At 54.4% G+C, this 22116-nt stretch carries 27 protein-coding genes, 1 tRNA gene and 1 pseudogene; 27 read left to right on the top strand and 2 right to left on the bottom strand.

The window, feature by feature from the left end; all coding sequences use genetic code 11:
* Positions 1-90: 90 nt before the first annotated feature.
* Positions 91-522 (top strand): hypothetical protein, encoded by a 432-nt coding sequence (locus tag JJE66_RS33905; RefSeq protein ID WP_200520114.1) that lies wholly within the window; start codon positions 91-93, stop codon positions 520-522.
* A gap of 351 nt (positions 523-873) precedes the next feature.
* A pseudogene (locus JJE66_RS39040) lies at positions 874-1053 on the top strand (hypothetical protein); the annotation flags it as partial.
* A 6-nt stretch (positions 1054-1059) separates the two neighbouring features.
* Here JJE66_RS39040 and JJE66_RS33895 read toward each other — a convergent pair.
* A complete protein-coding gene (locus tag JJE66_RS33895) occupies positions 1060-1263 on the bottom strand; it encodes a hypothetical protein (RefSeq protein ID WP_200520113.1) in 204 nt (67 codons plus the stop codon).
* 209 nt (positions 1264-1472) lie between these two features.
* Here JJE66_RS33895 and JJE66_RS33890 point away from each other — a divergent pair.
* From JJE66_RS33890 to JJE66_RS33825, 14 genes are all read left to right on the top strand, one after another.
* Positions 1473-1543: transfer RNA gene (locus JJE66_RS33890), tRNA-Gln, on the top strand.
* 2 nt (positions 1544-1545) lie between these two features.
* On the top strand, positions 1546-2070 hold the full coding sequence (locus tag JJE66_RS33885) for a tyrosine-type recombinase/integrase (RefSeq protein WP_200520112.1): 525 nt from the start codon (positions 1546-1548) through the stop codon (positions 2068-2070).
* Between the two features lie 61 nt (positions 2071-2131).
* Entirely contained in the window at positions 2132-2329 is a 198-nt protein-coding gene (locus JJE66_RS33880; protein ID WP_200520111.1) for an AlpA family transcriptional regulator, read from the top strand.
* 81 nt (positions 2330-2410) lie between these two features.
* The gene (locus JJE66_RS33875) at positions 2411-2785 is read left to right on the top strand and encodes a hypothetical protein (RefSeq protein ID WP_200520110.1); all 375 of its coding nucleotides are present in this window, start codon (positions 2411-2413) and stop codon (positions 2783-2785) included.
* Complete coding sequence (locus tag JJE66_RS33870) at positions 2785-4779, top strand: type IV secretory system conjugative DNA transfer family protein (protein ID WP_200520109.1); 1995 nt, start codon at positions 2785-2787, stop codon at positions 4777-4779. The genes JJE66_RS33875 and JJE66_RS33870 overlap by 1 nt, the downstream gene beginning before the upstream one ends.
* Before the next feature lie 92 nt (positions 4780-4871).
* Entirely contained in the window at positions 4872-5792 is a 921-nt protein-coding gene (locus JJE66_RS33865; RefSeq protein WP_200520108.1) for a replication-relaxation family protein, read from the top strand.
* Positions 5737-5886 (top strand): hypothetical protein, encoded by a 150-nt coding sequence (locus JJE66_RS33860; protein ID WP_200520107.1) that lies wholly within the window; start codon positions 5737-5739, stop codon positions 5884-5886. The genes JJE66_RS33865 and JJE66_RS33860 overlap by 56 nt, the downstream gene beginning before the upstream one ends.
* 7 nt (positions 5887-5893) lie before the next feature.
* Positions 5894-6160 carry a hypothetical protein gene (locus JJE66_RS33855; RefSeq protein ID WP_200520106.1) on the top strand — a complete coding sequence of 89 codons (267 nt, stop codon included), beginning with the start codon at positions 5894-5896 and terminating at the stop codon, positions 6158-6160.
* A gap of 39 nt (positions 6161-6199) precedes the next feature.
* Positions 6200-6418 (top strand): hypothetical protein, encoded by a 219-nt coding sequence (locus JJE66_RS33850; RefSeq protein ID WP_200520105.1) that lies wholly within the window; start codon positions 6200-6202, stop codon positions 6416-6418.
* A gap of 136 nt (positions 6419-6554) precedes the next feature.
* Positions 6555-7238, top strand: a complete 684-nt coding sequence (locus JJE66_RS33845) for a hypothetical protein (RefSeq protein ID WP_200520104.1) — start codon at positions 6555-6557, stop codon at positions 7236-7238.
* 909 nt (positions 7239-8147) lie between these two features.
* Positions 8148-8327: a hypothetical protein gene (locus JJE66_RS33840; protein ID WP_200520103.1), complete on the top strand. Its 180-nt coding sequence runs from the start codon at positions 8148-8150 to the stop codon at positions 8325-8327.
* 187 nt (positions 8328-8514) lie between these two features.
* Complete coding sequence (locus JJE66_RS33835) at positions 8515-8835, top strand: VRR-NUC domain-containing protein (RefSeq protein WP_200520102.1); 321 nt, start codon at positions 8515-8517, stop codon at positions 8833-8835.
* Between the two features lie 268 nt (positions 8836-9103).
* Entirely contained in the window at positions 9104-9616 is a 513-nt protein-coding gene (locus JJE66_RS33830) for an NUMOD4 motif-containing HNH endonuclease (protein ID WP_200520101.1), read from the top strand.
* Positions 9617-9651: 35 nt separating this feature from the next.
* Complete coding sequence (locus JJE66_RS33825) at positions 9652-10368, top strand: DUF932 domain-containing protein (RefSeq protein WP_200520100.1); 717 nt, start codon at positions 9652-9654, stop codon at positions 10366-10368.
* A gap of 200 nt (positions 10369-10568) precedes the next feature.
* Here JJE66_RS33825 and JJE66_RS33820 read toward each other — a convergent pair whose 3' ends face one another.
* Entirely contained in the window at positions 10569-10997 is a 429-nt protein-coding gene (locus JJE66_RS33820; RefSeq protein WP_200520099.1) for a hypothetical protein, read from the bottom strand.
* A gap of 145 nt (positions 10998-11142) precedes the next feature.
* Here JJE66_RS33820 and JJE66_RS33815 point away from each other — a divergent pair, with 145 nt between their 5' ends.
* The 11 genes from JJE66_RS33815 (at position 11143) to JJE66_RS33765 (ending at position 22114) form a co-directional block, all read left to right on the top strand.
* Positions 11143-11670, top strand: coding sequence for a terminase small subunit protein (locus JJE66_RS33815; protein ID WP_409362860.1), 528 nt, complete (start codon positions 11143-11145; stop codon positions 11668-11670).
* The gene (locus tag JJE66_RS33810; protein ID WP_200520097.1) at positions 11654-13231 is read left to right on the top strand and encodes a hypothetical protein; all 1578 of its coding nucleotides are present in this window, start codon (positions 11654-11656) and stop codon (positions 13229-13231) included. Before JJE66_RS33815 ends, JJE66_RS33810 begins: the two co-directional genes overlap by 17 nt.
* A 45-nt stretch (positions 13232-13276) precedes the next feature.
* Positions 13277-15415, top strand: a complete 2139-nt coding sequence (locus tag JJE66_RS33805) for a hypothetical protein (protein ID WP_200520096.1) — start codon at positions 13277-13279, stop codon at positions 15413-15415.
* 1 nt (position 15416) lies between these two features.
* Positions 15417-15941, top strand: coding sequence for a hypothetical protein (locus tag JJE66_RS33800; protein ID WP_200520095.1), 525 nt, complete (start codon positions 15417-15419; stop codon positions 15939-15941).
* A 24-nt stretch (positions 15942-15965) separates the two neighbouring features.
* On the top strand, positions 15966-16571 hold the full coding sequence (locus JJE66_RS33795) for a hypothetical protein (RefSeq protein ID WP_200520094.1): 606 nt from the start codon (positions 15966-15968) through the stop codon (positions 16569-16571).
* A gap of 5 nt (positions 16572-16576) precedes the next feature.
* Entirely contained in the window at positions 16577-17227 is a 651-nt protein-coding gene (locus JJE66_RS33790) for a hypothetical protein (RefSeq protein ID WP_200520093.1), read from the top strand.
* Between the two features lies 1 nt (position 17228).
* Positions 17229-18083 carry a hypothetical protein gene (locus tag JJE66_RS33785; RefSeq protein ID WP_200520092.1) on the top strand — a complete coding sequence of 285 codons (855 nt, stop codon included), beginning with the start codon at positions 17229-17231 and terminating at the stop codon, positions 18081-18083.
* Positions 18084-18165: 82 nt separating this feature from the next.
* Complete coding sequence (locus JJE66_RS33780; RefSeq protein ID WP_200520091.1) at positions 18166-18855, top strand: hypothetical protein; 690 nt, start codon at positions 18166-18168, stop codon at positions 18853-18855.
* 39 nt (positions 18856-18894) lie between these two features.
* Complete coding sequence (locus JJE66_RS33775; protein WP_200520090.1) at positions 18895-19941, top strand: hypothetical protein; 1047 nt, start codon at positions 18895-18897, stop codon at positions 19939-19941.
* A gap of 105 nt (positions 19942-20046) precedes the next feature.
* Positions 20047-20922, top strand: a complete 876-nt coding sequence (locus JJE66_RS33770; protein WP_200520089.1) for a hypothetical protein — start codon at positions 20047-20049, stop codon at positions 20920-20922.
* Between the two features lie 535 nt (positions 20923-21457).
* A complete protein-coding gene (locus JJE66_RS33765; protein ID WP_200520088.1) occupies positions 21458-22114 on the top strand; it encodes a hypothetical protein in 657 nt (218 codons plus the stop codon).
* Positions 22115-22116 lie beyond the last annotated feature (2 nt).

The following is a 22116-nucleotide window of genomic DNA, read 5'->3' as shown; positions in this document are numbered from 1 at the left end:
CACGTCGATGTGACCCCGCATGCGAGAAACCGCGGAACGACTGCCAGACGGCGCACTTAGCACAGGTCTCAACAACATGGAGAGAATGCCATGACGAGCCTGAAGCTTCTGGGCTTGGCCGCGATCGTCGCGACCACGCTGGCAACACCGGTCTTCGCGCAAGCCACGGCCGACAATTCGGCGCGCTGCACGGGACCCTTCAAGGATCCCAATTGCCAGAATCTTGGCGCCGGCAATCCGACCAATGATCGCGCCTATCGCCGTCGGCACATGGCCCACCGGCAAGTGAATGATCAGACACAGTCGGGATTCTGGCCGCTCGATACGGCAGGCGCGGTCGCCGGCGCTGCCGTCGGCACGGCGGGCGCAATCGCAACCGCTCCGTTCCGCGCTATGGACAACAGCTACGCCTATGACAATCGCGGTTGGGACCACCGCAGCTACGCCCAGCGCAACGGCTTCGTTTGCACGCCCGGCACCTGGTTCAAGGGCGAAGACGGCCGCCGGCACCTCTGCCAGTAGGTTCGCAGTCAGGCAATTGGTTCAGGCGGCCCCGAGGGCCGCCTGTTTCATGCCGGCAGAACGCTGCAGCCAAGTTCTGGCACTTCCAAGTTCTGGCACTTCCCGGACAAGTCTGGTATTGCGACCGCGCACAAGCGGACGCGCCGGCGCAAGCCGGTAACCCCGCGGTTCCCAGCAAGTGGCCGGCTTAGCTCAGCGGTAGAGCAGCGGTTTTGTAAAACGAAAAATAGCTTCTTCAGCGTGCGCCACCATACTCCACCGTGCGTCCAAGCCTTTAAAAATATTTGCCTTTTCTTCTCCAAGGCGCAACACTCCGAAGCACCGCACCCAACATCTGGGAGTGCCTAGGACGTGCCTAGCAATCTCACCGACGCCACGATCCGATCGCTGCCCATCCCAAAAAAGGGACAGCGGGATTTTTGGGACAGCACGATCCCGTCCTTCGGCATTCGAGTGAGCTGTGGTGGTTCCCGGACCTTCATCTTGAAGCTCCACAACAGCCGCCGCGCTCTCGGCAGGTACGGCATTGTGACCCTCTCAGAAGCTCGCACACAGGCCAGACGCATCCTTGCAGAGCGAGCGCTCGGCAAAACCCTTCCCGTCACCATCAGCTTCGAGACAGCCAAGGAACGCTTCTTGGCCGAGAAGCGGAAGAACCGGAAACAGAGCACGGTCGAGGACCTCGAAGACCGTCTCGATCGTCACTACCCTTTCCAAGGGAAGCTCGGTGAAGTCTCCCATGGCGAAATCCTGCGACGCATAAATGCGATCAAAACCAACCCAGAACGCAACGCTTCGATCAGAGTCGGTCGGACGTTTTTCAATTGGTGCAAACGTCGTCGGTACATTTCGGAAAATCCTATGGACGGGATCGAAGGTACGAAACCAACATCCCGCGCTCGCATCCTTTCCGATGACGAGTTAAAATGTATCTGGCGAGCTTGTGAGATTGGGGCGTCGTCTAATGGCAGGACAACGGGTTTTGGACCCGCGAACGGTGGTTCGAGTCCATCCGCCCCAGCATTGCCCGCACACTTCGCAACAATCGTAAAACTTTTAATCCTTACAGGTCTGCGCCGAGGAGAATGTGCAGCACTACGAAGCGAGTACTACTCGCATAATCAACAAACCTTATGTCTGCCAGCAGAGATCACAAAGAATGGCAGGGAGCTTCTGATCCCGATTTCTGCCCGCACTGCCGACGTCTTGGCCTCAGCCGTGGACGCTACTCAGAGCAAGAACTCGCTGATTTTTCCCGCACGAAGGACGAAATCAGAAAAGTCGTTCAATGGATGGTCGAAGAGCAAGAAGCTGCTCGATAAACTCTCTGGCGTGACCGGCTGGACCCTGCACGACATCCGCCGCACCTATCGCACCAACCTATCCCGCCTCAAAGTGCCACCGCACATAGCGGAGATGCTCCTCAACCACATCTCTGCTCGTGGACCGCTGCAGGTAATTTATGACAGGTACGCTTACCTAGATGAAAAGCGACACGCAGTAGAGGCTTACGAATCTCTCTTGCAGCACATCCTCCGATTGTCATAGCTTTGGACGTCGGCGACTGAACCCGCCGTCCATGGACGGCTCCTTTCAAATGGAGCTGAGCATGGATGACGAAGCAGTAGTTGACTGGAAAGGTCTGAAAGAGAAATTCAACCTTCCCTGGTCTCGTTCTACGATTTGGCGTTGGATGAAGCGCGGCGCTTTTCCAGGGATTATCAATCCCGGTAAGCACCGCTCGACCCACCCGATCTGGCGGCGCCGGGACATAGTTGAGTGGCTCAATCAGCCCTGCCGCACTTAGTCACGTGAACGGCTCTCGCAAGGGAGCTAGGGCTGGGGCAGGTGCACACTGCTCCAGCCCATTTGACTTCGGGGGGCTGCGGTGGACGTGCGCATCGAGCAGGTAACTGATCAGGTCACCGAAATCGGCATCGTCGAAACTGGAATCTTTCGCCGCCGCGAGCGCGAAGTGCCAGTCACCCGCGAACAATTCATCGTCCAGCTATTCATAGAACTGACGGAAGTCGAAAGGCTCGTCTACGAGCACAATCATCTCGACCTCGTCACTGTCGAACCCTCTTCACAGACAACCATGGGTGATTACATGCTCAACCCCATGGAGCGCGCTTTCGATAGCCCACATGCTGCCTACAGATACGTACTCGAGTTACGGCAAAAGTACCTCCCTTCTTTCAAGGCCACACTAAAATACTACGAGGCTGCGCTCTCGTCGCAATCCATTGAACTGAAGTATTGATGTCCGACATCCTCAACATCCTCGCCATCATATTTCTTCTGCCAATTGCTCTCATACGCGCCATCTTCAAAGCAGTCGTCCTACTGTACGACTTCGTTCTTGATATCTATCACTCCTCAGTCGGACACTCAGAAGTACGCCCCAACCATTTAGCTGAAGCTGAGAAGCGCACCAAAGAATTACAGGCGCTCACAGCGGCTTCGGCAGCCACAGCAAGCATACCGACGAGCGACGAAGCTATCAGTCTCTGGATCGATCGCTTCCATCAGCGCTTTCACAGCGCCATGGGAAGGTATCCGCCCGGCCCACTTGCGACCGAGATCGGAGCTACGTTCGTCAACTACTATCGGGACGAAGGGTTTGATTCTCTTCCAGAGTTCAATCCGGCGTGGAGTCCGCTCGAGCAAGCGAGATACAGAGACCGGTTGATTGCTTTCCAGAAAAAACTCGCGAATCCCCAATTGGTCCTCGACGCTATATGCACGTCCGTCATCAATTCCGCGCTCATTTTTTGTATGGAATTGGGCAAACAGTATCTGGTGAACGAGAATACCACGCGCTCGCCACCATCCCCCTTTTCAGTGCGCGCTATCGATGTGCTGCGCAATCCGAGCAAGGTCATGAGCCTTGTCGCCTCTCCGGTTGTTGCCCCCGAACTCATTGAGCTCGACGCGATGCAAACCGTGCGCGCGCAGGTGCTGGCAAATCAAGCCGCAAAGGAAGACATTACCAAGCACACCTTGTACGATCGGTGGTTTCACGTCGATTTCCCGTTCTACCTGTTCGACACCCCCCGTTTCTCCGGCACCTGGATAGTCGCACCGCAAGGACGCGGTAAGACGACATTGCTTCACGCGCTCATCGACCAGGATTTGCAAAAAGACGCATGTGTTATCCTCATGGATAGCAAGGGGGACCTCATCGAGCCATTCTATGATCGGCCAGAATTGCGAGGCCGCACCATTGTTATCGACCCGAAATACCCAATTGGCATCAACCCGCTCGATATTCCGAAGACCGATATCAATAAGACCGTGGAACTGCTCGAGTACATTTTCGAGGGTTTGCTTCAGTTCAAATTCACCCCCACGCAACAGTATCTGTTCCGCCGCGTCATACGTGCTGTCATTACCGTCTTTCCCAATCCCACCCTGGATACAGTGCGAAATATCCTCATGTGGGATTCAAAGCACTTCGCCGACTACATCGAGAAGATGGAGCCAGATCTTCAAGACTTCTTCAGGAAGGACTACGAGAGCGAGAACATCCGTGGGCGCCGCAGAGAAGTCATCCAGCGCATCTCGCTTTTGCTCGAAGATGATGCGATGCGCGCGATGCTCACCGCAACGAAGACAGATTTTCAGATCGATAAGGCCATGGACTCGCGCACGCTGGTCCTTATCAAGAACACCAAAGACATCCTCGGCGACAAGGGCGCCGAATTCTTCGGCCGGTTTTTTGTGGCACAGGTACTAGCCGGTGCCCAGCGGCGCAGCGGCAGGAAACGTCAGCAGAAGAATCCGGTATTCTTCTACATCGACGAGTGTCAGTCCGTCATTTCAGAAGACGAGAAGGTCCCCACCATCATCCAGGAATGCCGGTCTCAGAACATCGCTCTCACGTTGGCGCATCAGAATACGACCCAAATCCAGTCCGAACGGGTCCTTGCGGCTCTCCAGAATTGCGCAATCAGAATTGCCAATTCTGACCAGGAAGCGAAAGCACTCGCGCCGTCCCTTCGAACCACCCCCGAGGAGATGCACGCGCTGCGCCGCGGCGAATTCATCATGTACGTTCGTGACGTGGTGAAGAGCGGCATCAAGGTCCGGGTAACCATGGCTGATCTCGATAAGTACGGCGAACCCGATTCTTTCGAACCGCCTCCATCAGACGACGAGCCTATTGTGAAGCTGAATCCTCGCCCTGAAGAGATGGAAGCGTGGCGGCTGGATTCAGCAGACAAGCGACCTGAGGACGACGAACGTCACTGGTGACGTGATAAACTGAGTGTGAGGCTTGTGCACCGTGCGTCACCTACGAGGTAGCGCATCTTCCGGTGCACGCCGGGAATACCCACACATTCGGTATGGAAACCCTGATCCGCGACAGATACACAAAGCCCCTCAAACGGGATGGCTTTCAATTCCGTGACTCTGACTTAGAGATTTGCAAACTCTTTGCCCCTGGTTCTAAGTATCGACAGCCCTGGGGGTACCGCTATCTCCCAACCAGCTACATCTTTCGGCTTCTTGGCCGCGGCACTCATCCACGCACATCTCGGGAGCGGCTCGAAGACCTCCGCGCCTACGACTACATAGATCTTCCGGAAGCGTTTGTTTTCGGAGAACCACTCTCAAGACAGTTCGTCTGGGAGCTAGGTCGCGAAGGCATTGCAGAGCTGGAGCTAGATGGGTTTCCCGTCCGCCTCAGCCGGGATTCCGAGCCACATAAATTGCTCGAGTCCATCACGTTCGCTTCCATCGAAATGGCTTCGTCTGAATTCAACGAGCCGATTGTCGTCCCTACGCAACCTGATGTTCCTTTCCGTCCCGACGGTCCATTCTTCCGCATGTTTGGCTACTTCGCCGCCGTCGAGATCGATATGGGCACGGAGCAGCAGGACCGGAAGATTTACGAGAAAATATGCAACTTCCTGAAGCTCATCCATACCGGCCAGTTCAAAGACCTGATGGTTGTTTTCATTCTGAGCAGACCAGGCCGCTACCTAGAAGCCAGCAAGCAACTGAAGATAGCTATCGACAACAACAACTATCCACATCGCTACGCGAAGCAATTTGGCTTCCTGAAATATGAGTGGAAGACGAAGAAGGGCGCTGTCCGGCACTTCACGCGTCACGTCACGCATATCCCGCCGCTCACGAGCTGGTTCGCGACATCGCAGTACCTACGCGTCGGGAATATTCCGCCGTTTACATTCAGAGGAGGAGAACGTGGAAGAGAAGCTGAAGCGCATCAAGGAACTGAGAGTACAGCGCACCCAAATTGACGCGGAGATCAAGACCCTCTCCGCTGAAGTCGAGAGCGAGGTGAAGGTCATGCTCCACGGCCAGCGCAAGCCGCGCAAGCCGAAACAGAAGTGAGAGACACATGCCCCTCATTCGATTCACTTGCTGCAACTCTGTATGGGACGAGGACAAGTGGTTTAGCAAACTCTCGAGCTGCGAGAAATGCGGTTGCTCTGTCGTTGGCGAGCGTGCACCACAACCAACGCAATTCGAGATCGACTACTACCAGTCCAAGGGCGTGAATACAGAGCGGGAGAAGCACATCGGTTTCGATGACGATCCTGATCCCGACAATGATCTTGGTCCGGTCGATCCCGATCACCACCCCGGCAACGATGCTGACATGTAGCGTGGTACAATTCGGCTAGCCAAGAGAGGAGGATTCATCATGGCTGACGAGAAAGTGACACCAGTCAAGAAGTTTCAGATCGGCTTCGTGAAAGCGGCCATCTGGCGCAACAACGGCTACTACAACACCGTCGTTGCCAAGAGCTACAAGAAGGATGACGGTACGTACGACGATACTCCGCAGCTCGGCCACGCCGACATCCACAACGCCATTCAAGTGCTTCAACGCGCTGAGGCTTGGATCGCCGAGCAACAGTGACGCTGACCGTGCCCCCAAGGATGACGAGTATTTCCCTCCCACTCGTTATTCTCGGAGCCCCCGTGACGCAAATGTCCGGGGGTTTTTATTCGGGTTACAATGAGAAGCGGACAGATTTTTGAGAGAGGAGAATCAGATGTCCGCTGATCAAATAAATTTCAAGGAGCTGAAAGAGCACGTATCACTGCACCAAGCAAAAGACTTCCTGGGCCTCAGCTGGACCCAGAAGGGCGGGGAATTTCGCACGAAGTGCCCCGCATGCAACCGAGGTGATGACCGTTGTTTGGTCGTGACCGTCAGCGGCGAGAAGACCGGCTTTTCATGCTGGGCAAGCACCCACAAGGGGGTCGATGGCAAACTGAAGCCCGAACACTCCGGCGACCAGCTCGCACTTGTCGCACACGTGAAGCAGGTCACCGTACGTCGCGCCGCCGAGATGCTCGTCGACCATTTCGGCAATCCTAAGAAACTTGAACGCGCGGTCAATCAGGCGCTCAAGGACCGTGGTATCGCAGCCCTGGACCACCTTGAGTTTGACCATAAAGTACTCGGATTGGCGGGAATGCCCGCTGACGTCTGCACGGCCCTCGGTCTTGGTTACTCGAAACGTGGTCCTATGGCTGGACGTGTTTGTGTCCCTATCCGCATGGATGATGGCACGCTCGTCGGCTACTGCGGCCTCGCAATCAGCCCGGATGAAGATGTACCTTTCATCTTCCACAAGAGCGTCATCGAGCAGGTGCAAGCAATACTCAGCAGTCCAAAGAAGGACGAGATCGCAACACCTGAAGCGAAACGCGCAATGTTCAAAGTAGTCTAGTGCACAGCCCGATCCGAAATGGTCGGGCTTCCTCTTGGTACAATTTAGGGAGTGAAAGGAGGCTCCCATGCGTTTTTTCCGACATTTCCCCGTTCGCTATTCTTGCAATAGCTGCCGCACTACCGCATTCGGGTTGATCAGCTACCGGCGCCGGCACCACAGCCAGACCCTGCGGTTCTGCTCCGCCTACTGCCTCTCGATCTTCGAGTGCACCGACGTCGATCCCGCCGCGTACATGCGGTGGATCAATAGACAAAAGCGCGTCGCTTGAGCTAGACTCAGCCCCTCACACGTAGGGGCTGTTCTATGAAACTCATTTTAGCGGTCTTCATTACTTTATTCAGTACGGTAGCTCAGGCGCAGCAGGGCTGCGTTCAGACCTTCGATCAAAACGGTTGGTCTGTCACCAAATGCCCACCTCGAGGCGGCTTCTCACGTCAGATGGACGGCGGGGGACAAGAATACATTCCCGTCTGCAATCCCGGTTACGCTTTTAATCGCGAGAGCCAGAGCTGCATCCCTGCAACCCAACAGGGCGGGGTTATTCCATGTTCGCAAGACGACGTGATCATGACCCCCCGAGGTCCGATGCCGCGATGCAGGAACGTGCGGTGACGTGTTAGAATTGAGCACGGCAGAAGCGCCCACTAAATCGATCAACTTGCTCTCTCGTCGCGCTTAAACAAACTCATCGCTGCCCACTCATGAGGTGCAGCACGGATACGACCCGTTGCATCGGACGCGCCGTGCTCTCGGGCCACCGGACATGCAAGTCCCAACGCGAACGCCTCACACATTTCTGTGAGGCTTCTTCTTGGTTCGTCATGTTTCTCCACTCTCTCGGCCAGCAGACTCCACTCTGGAATGTCATGATGGTAGTTAGACATCACTCGGAAACGGAGGAGCCACATGACCAATCTGACCACCTACAAGAGCGGACTGCGGTACTACTTCTCGACCGGCATGGTTCTCATCTTCATCGGCATCGCGTTCACCATGGGCTTCCTGGTCGGGAAGCTACGGGCGAACACCTACCAGTACGGCACCGAGTACACCTACTCGGATTATCCGGTGGTGCTCGAGATCTAAGAGCCAGCAGCGCACTGGCTAAACTGACCCGCTGATGTGGCGAGAGCCTTTCCAGCGGGTCTTTTTTTGCGTGCTATACTGATCCGAGTTCCCTTACATTCCGCCCGATCGTAAGATCGGTGGTCTATTTCTCCGCCAGACGCACAAAGGTCATTCGCACGCGACCCTCACTATTGCGTCGGGCGGAATGCAAAGGAGTAGAGAGAGCGAAATCCAAGCAGCAATCTGCGACTACCTTGCACTCAAGGGCTATTTGTTTTCGCGCACCAATAACACGCCGGTTTTCGACAAGGCACGCGGCATCCATCGCTCGCTCCCGAAATACACCAGGCGCGGATGGCCCGATATCTGCCTAATCCGGAACGGCCAGTTCATCGGGATTGAAGTCAAGGCGGAAAAGGGCAAACTATCTGACGATCAAAAAGAGCTTGGCAGAGAAATCGAGACGCATGGCGGCCGATATGTCGTTGCACGCTCGATAGACGATCTGATTCAGGTAGGCTTATAGTCTCGTGGAGCATGCGAATGTGCTGGATCTGCCTTGCTGGCGTCGCCATCTTCGGGCCATCAGCCGGAGTCATCGCCCAGTTCGTAGAACAGAACTCGCCACCAGACTCACTTGAGCTTCTACAGACCGCACAGGTCTACGCGATTATTGGTATGGTCTTCCTTGCGGTCTTCATGGTGCTAATCATGGTATGATTAGGACATAGCAGATAGCCCGTTCTTGTTGCGGCATTGATGGCTATCGGTGCCGCAGTAAGAGCGTAATCCGTATGGAAGAATGGAGGTGGATCGAAGGGTATGAAGGTCTTTATCAGATAAGCGATCAAGGACGGTTGCGGTCATATAAACCGTCTCGAAAGCGTCCGCATACACCACATTTTCTGCAATCCCGCCCTGATCACAAGGGCTACCTGATTGCATTTCTTTACAAGGACGGCAAGTTTCGCAGTCGTAAGATTCATCGGCTCGTCGCAGAGACATTCGTCCCGCGAACCGATCTTACTTTGCATGTGAATCACATTGATGGCGTAAAAACCAACAACGGGTCAGCAAATCTCGAATGGGTAACGCAAGCCGAAAACTCGAAACTAGCGTGGGAAATGGGTCTCATTAAACCACCACCACGAAGAAGTGGAAAAGGAGCACTCACCCCGGAACTGTTGAGTGCGATGAGGGGGCTCTTCGCAAGAGGCGCTACTAGAAAAGATATCGCTCTTGCCTACGGGTTCAGTATCAGGACTGTTCAAGATGCTTTGAAGGGAGAACTGGCAGAGATGGTATGATTGGTTGAGCGCTCTTTCACACAAAGGAGGACGAAATGACGCTCAATCTCCACTCGGGCGGTGAGCTTGTCACCTACGATCAGCTCCGCGCCGTGCCTGTACCAGCCGCCACTGATACTCATCTTCCGCTTCCTCACCATGAGCTGGTGGAAATGGTTCGATTCACGTTGAACTATCACGGCCATGAAATCATCGAGGAACACCATGCAATCGATCACGAGGGGATGCGGTACTTCGGACTCATGACCCTTCGAAGCTCATATGGAGATTACGCGGACACCTTAGGCTTGCGAAATTCGAACGATCGCAGTTTCCCAATCGGCGTTGCGTTCGGCTCGAAAGTCTTCGTCTGCTCGAATCTATCTTTCATGGGCACGCATGTCATCAAGAGGAAACACACAGCAAGGGCAAAAAGAGAGCTCCCCGCACTTCTTGGCGATATTATCGCCCCTCTCCAGGCCGAGCGAATTGCCCAAAATCAGAAACTTCTAACCTACCAACAGACCCCATTGACCGACATGGCGGCGGACCATGCAATTCTCGATATGTATCGTCGCGACATTATCGGAGTACAACGGATCGGTGACGTTGTTCGTGAATGGGAGACGCCAAGTCACGACTACGGGGCTAAAACAGCATGGAGACTCCTGAATGCGGCAACCTTCGCCCTCTCCGGCAAAGTGGCAGAGCGCCCGGATCTCACCAGAGACCTTCACCAGGTTATCGATGGTGTTTGTCATCGGGTTCACTGACTACCGTAGAAGCCCTGTATTCGTGCAGGGCTTCCTTTTTGCTATCTATGGCGTGCCGGTGGGATTTTGGGTGAATAGCCAATAGCCCAGGATGTCTCCTCCTCTCTCCTCTCAAGGCGACAGCCCTTGCAGGTCCCACCGGCTCCTTTTCTACTTCGTTGCTTTGCCGAAGTAGAAGCCGAGGATCGTGGTCCACCCGGCTATAATTCCCGTGGCATGTCCCCGAACGATCTCGACACCACCATAAACATCAGCACCACAGTCACGATGAGCCCAATTATCCCCGACACATCCCAGGTGATGTCGTGACTTACCTTGGTCCAAAACCCTACACCCGATGGCCTTCCGACCGGACTCGGTGTCGGTGACGGCGCACCAAGCCTCACCATTTGCTCCACCAACTCAGTTAGATTTGTATTCGGATCTCTCATTCGATCCTGCACAGCGGGGTTGTTCAACAGCTCCGAAATAAGTTTGTGCCTATCTTCTTCGTCATATGGCTGCCTCTTGAGCACTATCGTCGCCATCGCGAGCACTGGCATCATTACAATCGTTAGAGCCATGAGGATGTATTCTGGCTTCGTCTGCAGGATTGTAGCGATAACACTGTTTAAGGATGACGGGTCCATAGCTTCCCCCTACCAATTGAAATGATGAAAAATCGCGGCATTTTCTTACGGTGTCAATCAGGGGTTGCCACGTTCTTTTAACTACTTTCCCCAACGGCGGGGGTATCGCCTCAGGGATCACAAGTTGGGTGTATAATCGGGATATATGGCGAATGCGAAGAGGACCGGAGGCAGACCCTCTGTCTACACGAAAGCCCTCGGCGACAGGATCTGTAAGCGTATTGCAGAAGGTGAAAGTGTCAGAACGATAGTCAAAGACGAGAAGATGCCATCAGCATCGACTATCTTTCGTTGGTTACTTGACGAAAGACGCAAACCGTTTTGGGAGCAGTACGAGAAAGCCAGAAATATCCAAGCCGAACTTATGTTTGAGGAGTTGCTGGAGATCGCAGATGATTCGTCGCAAGATTACAAACAAGTGACCGTGGCGCGATCCGGCAGCATAGATGATGAGGACGGCGATGTTGCGACTTTGACCATCACGCGACCCAATCCTGAATATGTTCAGCGCTCGCGTCTCAGGGTAGATACTCGCAAGTGGTATCTCTCAAAAGTCCTTCCCAAGAAATTCGGCGACAGCACGACCCTCAAAGGCGATCCAGACGCGCCGCTCATTCCCTTAGCTTTATTGGCACGCCGTGCCGAACAACAAGAGGATGCAAGCGCGGGATGAGGATCTGCGGACTTACCGGCAAATGCGGGCGTCGCCGCTCTACTGGGTGCGCGTTGTTTTCCATCTCACGCCGCAGCGTCTCCGACCGAAGTTTCAAGCGCAATTCGAACTCGGGCTGCTCCTTCAGGACAAAGCGTGGGATGAATTCTGCAAGTCTGTACGCCCATTCTGGTTTGAGCCCTTCCGCAAAGGCCACGAGGTCACGTGGCAGCAGTACCTTCTTTTCCTCACCATTGAGAAAGCGTTGAGAGGGGAAGTCCCGCGACGCATTAGTATCGTTTCTGGGCGCGGCACCGGCAAGAGCTCCGGCATCTCGATCCTTATTCTCTGGTTTCTGTTCTGCTACGAATCCCTCATCACCGCGACTGGCCCGACTGAAAAGAACTTGATGTCGGTGCTTTGGCCTGAGATGTCGCGCTGGATTCAGAAGATGCCTTCGGAGATCGGGCAGCTCTACGATTGGCAGGCGACTTACATACGCATGAAAGCGTCGCCTGAGACGTGGTTTGCTCGAGCCATCACCGCCTCCAAGGAATCCCCGGAAACATTGAGCGGAGCACACCACCAAAATCAGATGCTCATTGCTGATGAGGCCTCGGGCATTGAAAGCAACGCCATTTTCGACGCAGCCTCTGGCTCCCTCACGAACAACAATTACCTTTTCATCATGATTTCCCAAGGCATCCGTTCCTTGGGTTACTTCTATGACTCGCACCGAAGCGGCATGAGCGCCCTATGGGTCAATCTCACGTTCAACTCTGAGGAATCCCCGATTGTCGACCAGGAATTCCTGCGGTCCGTCGAGGTGACGTACGGCAAGGATTCGCCTCAGTACCGCGTCCAGGTGCTTGGTGGCTTCCCAGACGAGGGGACGCTCGACGACAAGGGTTACGTTCAGCTCTTCAATGAGCGCGACCTGCACATTGTCCCGTTTGATCAACAGTGGAAGCCAGTTGGGAAAGTAAAAGGTGCATTAGACGCCTCTGGCGAGGGTCAAGACACAAGTGAGTGGGCGATCAAAGACCGCATGCGCGCGGCTATCGTCGCCACGGAGCAAATATCTACACCCGCGTCGATGGCAGTCCGCACACTCACCGTTTGCGATAAGTATCAGATCGATCCCTATGACTTTGTGATCGACAACCTCGGGAGCGGTGCGAACGTCGGGCAAGAAATCGCTTTAATGACCGCAAAGCAGCAGCGGCCCTGGCGCGTGTTTCCTATCAACGTAGGGGAGCCATGTGAGGACGACGAGGATAAAGAGCAGTTCCTGAACATCCGCGCGATGCTCTACTACCGCCTCATGCAATGGTGCCGAGCTGGTGGCGAGATCATGGACAGTCCGGGCCTCAAAGAAGAATTGATGAGCATCCGTTTTCGTCGCACGAATACAGGACGGATTCAGATCATGAGCAAGGTCGATATGCTCAAGCTTGGCTTCAAATCTCCGAACAAGGCCGATGCATTATCGATGTTGTTCTACCGCCGCGATACGACGCAGAGCGGAACGCAGGGGAGCATTCAACCCAAGCAATTCGATCCACACAGCCCGGTCGGTTGACAAAATAAACTCATGCTATCATGAGCCTATTAATCTACCCTCTCTATGCCCAACCGCACTGATACTTCGATCGTTTTAGCTCCAGTCGTTGGTAGCCAGACGCTCCACATCAACGAGCAGAGCGGAGACACGCCGAAGCCAGAATATTCCAAAGCGATGATCGAGTACCAGCAGATGCGCCGCTTACGGTTCATCTCCGCACGCGACACCCGGGACGCGCCGCACCCCGAGTTTGACGATATGTCGTTCCTCAAATGGTACGACCAGATGCTGAACATGGACAATCAGTACGTCGCTCCCCGCAAAAATGCCCAAGACACCTCCATCAACACCGGAACTGTCCGCGACAAGGACACCTCAATGGTCGCATTTGCCAAAAAGTACGACTTCGTACCGATGGCAGAAGCCTACGAGGAAGACAACGACCAGCCGAGCGAGGATTTGGCCGAGCTTGCCGAAGATTTGGTGACAAAATCATTCCAGATCGAGCAGATGGAGGAAAAAGACACACTGATCTATCGCTCAACGGTCACATTTGGCACTGCGCTCGTCGAAGACAGTGTCCTCGAGCGCTGGGAAGTCATCAAAGAGTGCGGCAAGGACTTCAAGATAGGCAGCTCCAAAGCAACTTGGACTGAAAAGCGTGTTAAAGGCAGTGTGGAGTGCCAGGCAAAGCTCTGGGACTTACGTAAGTGCTATTTCGGTGACATCCGGAAGTACTTTATGAACGGACCACAAGGCCAGCCGTACTTCTTCACCGCTGAGTACGAGCCTTATGAGAAGGCAAAGGAGCTTTTCGGCGACTTCGACATGTGGAAATACGTCCCGAAAACCGTTCAGTTCAGCCAAGAAATCACGCAAGGCACATTCAGCGCTGCCTGGACCCTCAGGCCGCTCTCAATGAACTACTGCGAGATCATCCGTTACTACGACCCGGTAGCGAACGAGTTTGCTCTCACCATCAACGGCATCGACATGCTGCCGATCATGGAAAAGGACATCACCCTACCAAACGGTGAAACAAAGACACTCATTTCAGGTTTTCCGCTCACCGAGGTCTCACCGAGCGGAGCCATCCCGTTCGCTAAGTTCGACTTCGAACCGATGCATGATTTTGCATATTCGAAACCGCAGCCGGCCAAGATGCGTGTCATGGCTGATGTCGAAAACATGATCATCAAGACCTTCATTTGGATGTTCAAGCAGAAGGCACGTCCGACAGTCGGGAACAAAAGCGGGCAGATGTTCGGCGACGAGATTTACGACTCCGGTACCATCATTTCTCAGATCCGCGAAGGTGATATCTTCCCCGTCCTGCCCAACTACACAGGCGCGACGCCGGCAGACTTCCAAATGTACGAGCTGTTCAAGAAAGAATTGGACAAAAACTCGGTGGAGCGCACCTCCCAGGGGATGGAAAACCCACAGCAATTCGATGAATCGGCAACAGCCGCACTCAACGGCATGAAATCACAATCCCTCAAGCTCATGGGAATGCTCACTGGGATTATGTCCGGCAAGAACCAGCTCAACTGGCTTCGCTTCTACAATATCTCGAGGAACTGGACCAAAGCGATCGACACCCGTGTCGACGCCGAGCAAAACGGCATCACCGAGCTCTACCGCACCATTCACCTTCAGAGCGACAACGCGAGTGGCGAGCCCATGACCAAGCGCATCGCCTTCACTAAAGACACCACCATGTCCTCGATGGACGTTCTCCAAGAGCAGATGGACTATGAGAAGGAAAACGGCGGCAAAAAGATCGACATTAAGTATGTCCACCCGGAAATGCTCGCCACCGCCCGCTTGCGCATCCGCTTTACGAGCACACCGGTTCCCAACGATTCAGACCCGATATCGTATATGATGTTCGCCAAGCAGCTCACCGATGCCCAGACCATGTTCGGCGCCGACTCGCTACAGGTGAAAAAGCTCAAGCGCCTCTTCGTCAAAAAGACCGGCAACGACTTCGACACCTGGTTCAAATCAGAGGACGAACTGCAGCAGGACCAGCAAAAGGCCCAGCAAGCCGCCCAAGCCGGACAGCCTAGTACGCCAGCCCAACTCGAACAAACGCCTGCAACGCCTCCACAGCCCGTTCCTATGGGGCGCAACCCGAAACAGACCATAGCAAACGCCGCCCGAGGTGCGATGCCGCAGGTTGCTGCGGTCATGAAGTGACATGCTAAGAGATTTTCGCTACCGAATCGCGCAGCTTCTGTCACCTGATCGAGATCGGGAGCTAACGAAGCTAGAAAAATTGGTGAAATTCAGAGCCGATCGATATGAACGGCTTCTGGCCTCAATGCCTGAGGAAGTCGACAGGCGCGTTGCGTGTATCATCGCGCAGCAGGACCCGCTCGAACCCCTCCTCCGCAACTTCAATGGCGTATTCGACGAACGACGCGAGCAGCCCGAAGATGGATTGAGCGAGCCCGATCGCATCCAAATGGAGATGTTCGGCCACCGCAACCACAAAGACCCGCACTTCCACTACCTCATGGACTGGATCGTCAACACCAACGCGTCTGCTATGCTGAAAAAGCCAATGGGCAGCCAGGAGCAAATTGTTCTTGGACACATGTACGCCCGTGCCCTCATTGCCGTTTCTTCGCTCTTAAAAGAGAAGGTAGGTCGATTATCATCTCTCTACGAGAGGAGAACGCAGCTGGGAGGCGGTTTTGATCCGCATCTCAGCGTGGAGTGATTTTACAAACTAACAACATCAACTATGACAATGGAGATTAAAGGAGAGAATGGAGAAAAGATTGTCGTTTATACAGCCGAGGAAGTCGCAGCACGTGAGACAGCAGCTAAGGATGCCATAAGCACCGAGCTGAATCCAAAACTTGCGGCTGCCGAGGCCGAGAAGATGCGCCTGGAAGGGCTTTTAACTGAGAGATCCGGTGAATTCGGCCGCTTCCGCAAGCTCACCGAGGAACAGGAAGCCAAGCTCTCGACCTCAGAACGAGAAAAGTACGAGATTCAAAAGCAGCTCAACGAAGCGAACGAGAATATCGCGGCGCTTAAGAACGAGCAGCAGCAATCAAAGATCGACGCTGTAATCAGTGCGCAATGCGGAGGCGATGCTGCGCTCATTGAAAAGACGAAAGCGATGTACGCTAAGATCGATCTGCCGGCCACGACGCCGGAAGAGATCGCGGCTCGCGTTCGTGCAGCTTTCGGAGCAATCGCACCGTCAGAGCCGAGCGTCGCATCCTTCCTCGCATCGTCGGGAGGGAATGGTTCTTATCAGCCGCCGCAACCCCAAAACGCGGCAGACAAGCCGTCCGAGCGCATCGAACGTGGTGCCAAGGAATTGGGGCTTAAAATCTAACTTTTATGGCAGACGAAACAACGAAAAAGGACAAAAAGACAGTCGAAGTACCACAAGCGCAGCTCACCGAGATCATGGAGAAACTCTCCAGTCTCGAAATCGCGAATGCAGATAAGGACGCAAAGATCGCAGGCCTAATGGCAGCAACGGAGACAGCTGCTCCTGTTGGTGAAACCCCGTTGCGTCAGAAGAAGACATTCGAGCCAGCATTCCGCGTCGTGCGTCTCAAGAAGATTCCGTTCAATGGCGACCCTGAAGACAAGCGCATCGTGGTCGGGTGGACCAAGCGCGGCTCGTACCAGAAAGTTGACCGCTCAGGTGTTGCGCCGGAGCTCGTCGACTACATGCAGGTTATTTTCCTTGGGCATGAAAAGGATGCCGACGGCAACATGCAGGCATTCGAGGTGCGCACACTCGACCTGTACAACGCGGAGTCCGTCGTGTGTAAGATCGAAAAAGAAAGCATCAACAGACACAAGGAACCTACCGGAGAGGTGATCCCCGTCGTTATCTATGATCCGAAGCATGGCAACGTGCTCACTGGTGAACACGTCGATGGTTGGACGGAGGAATTCGACAACACGCTCGCCATCAGCATCCCAGGCGTGAAGGACCCGGTAGTCATTAGTTCGAAGTTCGCTAACATCTGCGGTTAATATGGACAATGAAACAGCATACAAAGTGCTCAAGGATTGGGGCGATCACAAAGCCGGTGAAATATTTTCGTCTGCTGAGCTTGCAGAAGCAGATGCTATCGAAGGCCTCATCGCCGATGGCACCATTGAAGTCGTGGAACCGGTAGCGCCGGAAGCAAAGCCTGATCAGGCAGCAACAGACGCCCAAGCGGCAGCAGGCGCCGCAGCAACGAACGTTCCCGCAGAACCAGCACCAGCACCAGCACCAAAGACCACGCCAGAAGCAGGTCCGGCCGCACCTGATCTCGCCAAACAGCAGACCGACAAGGTTCAGCCGGTCGCCCAAGGTATCCTCGAGGACATGACAACCATGCTCATTCCCGAGGATGGTGTCTCGTTCAACATGGACGCCCTCGAACTCGCTACAATCAAGCGCTTCTTGGACGCAGATCTCAATATCACAACAGACGTCCCGCTGGCATTCCAATACGTGGTCTCAGGCCTTACGGGGCTTTCCCAGGTGCTTGCGCATTGCGCTTACCCGGAACCTCACACCCAGGTCGACTATGCAGAGGCCGCCCGCGCTGTCCTTGCGATCATCGCCAAGGCCAATGCGGAGCTTGGGGACACTGCGACAGCCGCGCAGAGCCTCCAAGCTGCCAAGGCTGATCTCGAAGCACTCTTCGCCGATAAGAACATGTCGGCGATCGACGTGCGCTACATCGTCAATTCCATCATGCAGTCGTTCCAGTCACTACAACTTGGAACGGAGAAAAGCATCGAGGAGAGCATGTCTCGCGCCCAGGCCAAAGCCTTCGGCGTTGGCGATGTCATCGATGTTACAATGGGCAAGTTGGATGCGTTCTTGAACGCATAGCAATCTTCCGCGGTAAAGCTATTGAGCCCCTCGCCGGGGCTCTCTAGTTTTCCACAGGTGCTCGATTAGGATTGCGTGAAATGTGCCTCATACTGACGGTACAGTTCTCAAAAATCAGTCGCATGGCACGATAGCGCCGCGCGAGCCTCGCAAGAGGATAGCTATCAAGTCTTCAACATCGCAGAAGCCCACCTGCGCGACAAATCGGGAGAAGACACGCCGCAAGGCGCGTCTTTTTGTTTTAAAAAGTTTTAATCTTACCAAATATATGTCAGCAATCCGCAAAAGCGGTCAGTCGAACCTCACCAAAGCTCCCAAGAAGGCGTCCACTGCCTTTCCTGTCGGCTCTTTTGTAACATTCGACGCCGCAACGGGCTTTATCAAGCCTCTCGTCGCCACAGACCCGAGCGTTTTCGGCGTCTGTCAGGAGACTATCCAATCGACCGACGGTGATTACGCTTCCAACCGTCCAATCCTCGTCGACCAGGGCGCACTCGACCAGGTATGGGAAATCGACGTATCAAACGGTGGTTCGACGGCATTCGCCGCGACCGACGTTGGTGAATTCTTCAAGATGGGCGGCAATGCTTCTCTCATCGATTGCAACACGCGATCGAGCACCGCAGGTGCGGGCTTCACTGCCCAAGGCCTCGTGTTCCTCTGTGTTGGATTCATCTCAGCAACGACCACGACATCTGACGCATCGACCGGCACTGGCAAAGGTCTGTTCAAGATCATGTCAATGAGTCAAGCTCGACCGTCCAGTACATAGTCGTCTATCAGCTCTTAATAGCTATCTAACAGTTACAATATGACCGACGTAATTCCAGCATTCAACGTAGAGAACCAGGGGACATTCCTCAACACTGCTACGTTCCAGGAATTGACCGACATCACGACCCGCCACTTCATCGCGGTTGGTGGTTTCATCGTTCCGCAAGCTCAGCAGCTCTTTATCACAGAAAACCCGGGTGGCGCCCAAGGTGAATATTATGTCGCACAGGAGTACGACATCGACACCTACGCATCGGCGAAATACCAAGGAGTCGATGCGGCTAAGGCCAAGTTTGGAATTGGGTACTTCAAGTCCATCAAGGCGAACCGTATTGGCAAAGAAGCGGAAATCACCTGGGACATGCGCTACTACAACAAGCGCACAGAAGTCATGACGGCGATCACTTCGCTGCCGAACTACTGCCCTCAGCGCGTCGAGCTCGACCTTACCCACCGCTTCACGTTCTGCACCTCGTCTTCGTACGTCAATCGTGACGGCGACACGGTCGACGTGACCACGGGAACCGGCAACCCGCTCGCATATGCGACGAACCCGCTCAAGTTCTCCTCGAGCACCTACAGCTCTCGTCTCTCCGGCGATCCTTTGTTCTCCAAAGGAGCATTGGAGCTCGCGCAGACAATGATGACCACGGAGATCATGAACAACTTCGGCGAAAAGCGCGTGATGCAGTTCAACACAATCGTCACTGGTCCTAATGCAACAGTCGTGAACGCAGTACGTCAGCTTATCCGCTCTATGTCTGATAACACGCAGACGAACTCTGGCGTTCAGAACACGCACCAGAACGAGTACCGCCACGTCATCTTGCAGAATCTCGCGACCACCGCTTTCGGTGCACCGGATTCGACCAAGAAAAACTGGTGGTTCGTCGTGGCGGCGAACGCCGGCTTGCTCGGCTGGCAGGGCTACTTCATCAACTTCGAAGGTGTGAACCTCACTCCGTCGACCGTGGGTAACGGCATCGATGTCCACAAGGACATTTGGTACTACAACGTCCGCCAGTCCTACGGCATTGGCGTTGTAACACCTCGCGGCTTGCTCGCATCCTGCCCCGTTTCCTAACATTATTAATGTGGGGGCTGGCGCGGGCTGGCCCCCATAAACCTCACATCTATGTATCCAACACCACAACAGAGCCCTCATGGAGAAGCGCTCTTCCAAAACCTCTTGGGTAACGTGACGTTCAATAACCCGATGACGGGGCGCATCTTCTTGGTCGCGAAATCGGGCATTACGAACGAGAGCGAGATTAAAGCTTCGTACGCAAGCGTTTCGTACCCAGATGGTACGCCGATGCTCTACACCACACTGAAACTCGCCTTGGCATCCTGTGTAGCCAGTCGCGGTGACACAATCGTCCTCGCGCCAGGCCACACAGAAACGATCACTGCCGCGGCGGGATCGGGTGTCACGGTCGCAGGCGTTCGCGTCGTTGGTCTTGGCTCTGGTACTCTCGTGCCGACCTTCACCTTCACGACTGCTGTCGGAGCAAGCTTCGACGTCACTGCAGCAAACGTGTGGATCGAAAACGTAAACTTCGTTTGCGGCATCGACAACCAGACCGCTATGGTCAACGTCACTGCAAGCGACGTGAAGTTCCAAAACTGCGTCTTTACGACCAACACCGCCACAATCGGTGCTGCGCTCGGCATCTTGACCGCAGCTACGTCTGACCGCTTGGTAGTCAACCAGTGCCGCTTCCTCGGCACGGCAACCAACTCAGGTACGACAACGACTGCACAAGTCCAGTACGAAGGCGCTGTCGATATCGTCATTCAGAACAATTACTTCGCGGGCAAGATGACTCAATCCATCTTGAACACAGCAACTGTCTTGCGTGGCTTAATATTCAACAACAACTTCGTCATCGCAACAGGCACGAAGGCCATCGCCGTTGCGGCAGCAAGCACTCCGTTCATCTCGAGTAACAACATCAACGTACCTTCAGGTACTGCTCCTGTTGTTGCCGCTGCAGGTTTTGTTGCAAACAACAAATACTCAGCAGCTGCAGGTGTCACCGCCGGAGCTGCGAGCACCTTCTAGGTTTCTTGGTTCTCTCTCCCGGCTCACGAATCGACCCGCGAGCCGGACAGGGGGAATCAATTACAAACTTCAACACAACGAGATATGTCAAGGGAATACACAGGTCAAACAATAGCGTTCAGCGCACAGGCAGCAAACGGCGCTTGTACGCCAGTCAACATGGAGAGTTTTCGAAACGTTGAGATCGAGGTCGCTCAGTCGGCATTCTCTGGCACGATCCAATTCGTCGTTTCGAATGCGGACACGGCTCCCAACTTCGCTAATGCAGCTTCTGCAACGAATCCGTGGAGCTACGTCCAGGTTGTTGACCAGATCGACGGCTCGTCGATCGCTGGCGGAACCGGGATCATTTCGACTACTGTTACCTCAGTTAGAAATCTCGAGTTGAATACAAACGCATTCAAATGGGTCGGTGCAGTTGTTTCGAACTACTCTGCAGGATCTGTGAACGTGAAGTTTAAGGGCGTAGCCAACACGTAGTATGCAAATAACCCGACAGCACATCCAAGGATTCGCAGTCGGCATCGCAGCAGTCGTGGCGATCCCTGTTCTCGCTTTTGCCGCTCGCACTGCAACGCCACTGGTGTCGAACCTTTTTCCAAATAGTCAACTCTACGTAAACCTCCCCGCCCCGGTCCTTTCGCTTCCGACAGCACCGGGTTCCGGTTCAATCACCGCAGGTGGAACACTCTATTTCGAAGTAACTGCACTTGACGGCCAGGGTGAAACAATCGGCGGCAATCAGCTCGGCACAACTACAATCGGCAGTTCTGCACTTCAGCTTACGTGGGGCGCTGTGCAGGGAGCAACGGGATATCGCGTCTACTTCTCGACCTCAACACCACAAGCGTTTTTGCAGTACTTCGCAGCGACGTCGACGAGCGGCGCGCCAAATGCGTACTACACGTTCACATCCACGACGACCCCGACATACGTATCTGGCTTGCCAGCCTCTAATACCGCGTACTCATTTAATGCGAACCAATCGACGGGGGCAGGATGGTTTATGGGCAAATTTGGATTAGGCACTAGCTCGCCAGCTGTTGCTCTTGATGTCGCATCAGGAACACTGCGCGCATACAGCGTATCGACCACAACCTGCAACGCTGTAATCGACGGAGCCATCTTCTACAACGCGACAGACAAGCACCTATACGTCTGTGAGGCCACTATTTGGCAGATAATCAAGTAATT

The sequence above is a fragment of the Bradyrhizobium diazoefficiens genome, assembly GCF_016612535.1.
Taxonomy (GTDB): Bacteria; Pseudomonadota; Alphaproteobacteria; order Rhizobiales; family Xanthobacteraceae; genus Bradyrhizobium; species Bradyrhizobium diazoefficiens_C.
The sequence above is the reverse complement of the archived record's forward strand: the minus strand, read 5'-3'. Positions and strand labels throughout refer to the sequence as shown.

Coding starts and splice junctions, on each gene's coding strand:
- JJE66_RS33850 (WP_200520105.1), top strand. CDS start 6,200: ATGGCTGACGAGAAAGTGACACCAGTCAAGAAGTTTCAGATCGGCTTC.
- JJE66_RS33825 (WP_200520100.1), top strand. CDS start 9,652: ATGACGCTCAATCTCCACTCGGGCGGTGAGCTTGTCACCTACGATCAG.
- JJE66_RS33785 (WP_200520092.1), top strand. CDS start 17,229: ATGGACAATGAAACAGCATACAAAGTGCTCAAGGATTGGGGCGATCAC.
- JJE66_RS33800 (WP_200520095.1), top strand. CDS start 15,417: ATGCTAAGAGATTTTCGCTACCGAATCGCGCAGCTTCTGTCACCTGAT.
- JJE66_RS33855 (WP_200520106.1), top strand. CDS start 5,894: ATGCCCCTCATTCGATTCACTTGCTGCAACTCTGTATGGGACGAGGAC.
- JJE66_RS33795 (WP_200520094.1), top strand. CDS start 15,966: ATGACAATGGAGATTAAAGGAGAGAATGGAGAAAAGATTGTCGTTTAT.
- JJE66_RS33815 (WP_409362860.1), top strand. CDS start 11,143: ATGGCGAATGCGAAGAGGACCGGAGGCAGACCCTCTGTCTACACGAAA.
- JJE66_RS33830 (WP_200520101.1), top strand. CDS start 9,104: ATGGAAGAATGGAGGTGGATCGAAGGGTATGAAGGTCTTTATCAGATA.
- JJE66_RS33775 (WP_200520090.1), top strand. CDS start 18,895: ATGACCGACGTAATTCCAGCATTCAACGTAGAGAACCAGGGGACATTC.
- JJE66_RS33880 (WP_200520111.1), top strand. CDS start 2,132: ATGGATGACGAAGCAGTAGTTGACTGGAAAGGTCTGAAAGAGAAATTC.
- JJE66_RS33820 (WP_200520099.1), bottom strand. CDS start 10,997: ATGGACCCGTCATCCTTAAACAGTGTTATCGCTACAATCCTGCAGACG.
- JJE66_RS33810 (WP_200520097.1), top strand. CDS start 11,654: ATGCAAGCGCGGGATGAGGATCTGCGGACTTACCGGCAAATGCGGGCG.
- JJE66_RS33790 (WP_200520093.1), top strand. CDS start 16,577: ATGGCAGACGAAACAACGAAAAAGGACAAAAAGACAGTCGAAGTACCA.
- JJE66_RS33905 (WP_200520114.1), top strand. CDS start 91: ATGACGAGCCTGAAGCTTCTGGGCTTGGCCGCGATCGTCGCGACCACG.
- JJE66_RS33845 (WP_200520104.1), top strand. CDS start 6,555: ATGTCCGCTGATCAAATAAATTTCAAGGAGCTGAAAGAGCACGTATCA.
- JJE66_RS33840 (WP_200520103.1), top strand. CDS start 8,148: ATGACCAATCTGACCACCTACAAGAGCGGACTGCGGTACTACTTCTCG.
- JJE66_RS33865 (WP_200520108.1), top strand. CDS start 4,872: ATGGAAACCCTGATCCGCGACAGATACACAAAGCCCCTCAAACGGGAT.
- JJE66_RS33895 (WP_200520113.1), bottom strand. CDS start 1,263: ATGGGAGACTTCACCGAGCTTCCCTTGGAAAGGGTAGTGACGATCGAG.
- JJE66_RS33870 (WP_200520109.1), top strand. CDS start 2,785: ATGTCCGACATCCTCAACATCCTCGCCATCATATTTCTTCTGCCAATT.
- JJE66_RS33805 (WP_200520096.1), top strand. CDS start 13,277: ATGCCCAACCGCACTGATACTTCGATCGTTTTAGCTCCAGTCGTTGGT.
- JJE66_RS33835 (WP_200520102.1), top strand. CDS start 8,515: ATGCAAAGGAGTAGAGAGAGCGAAATCCAAGCAGCAATCTGCGACTAC.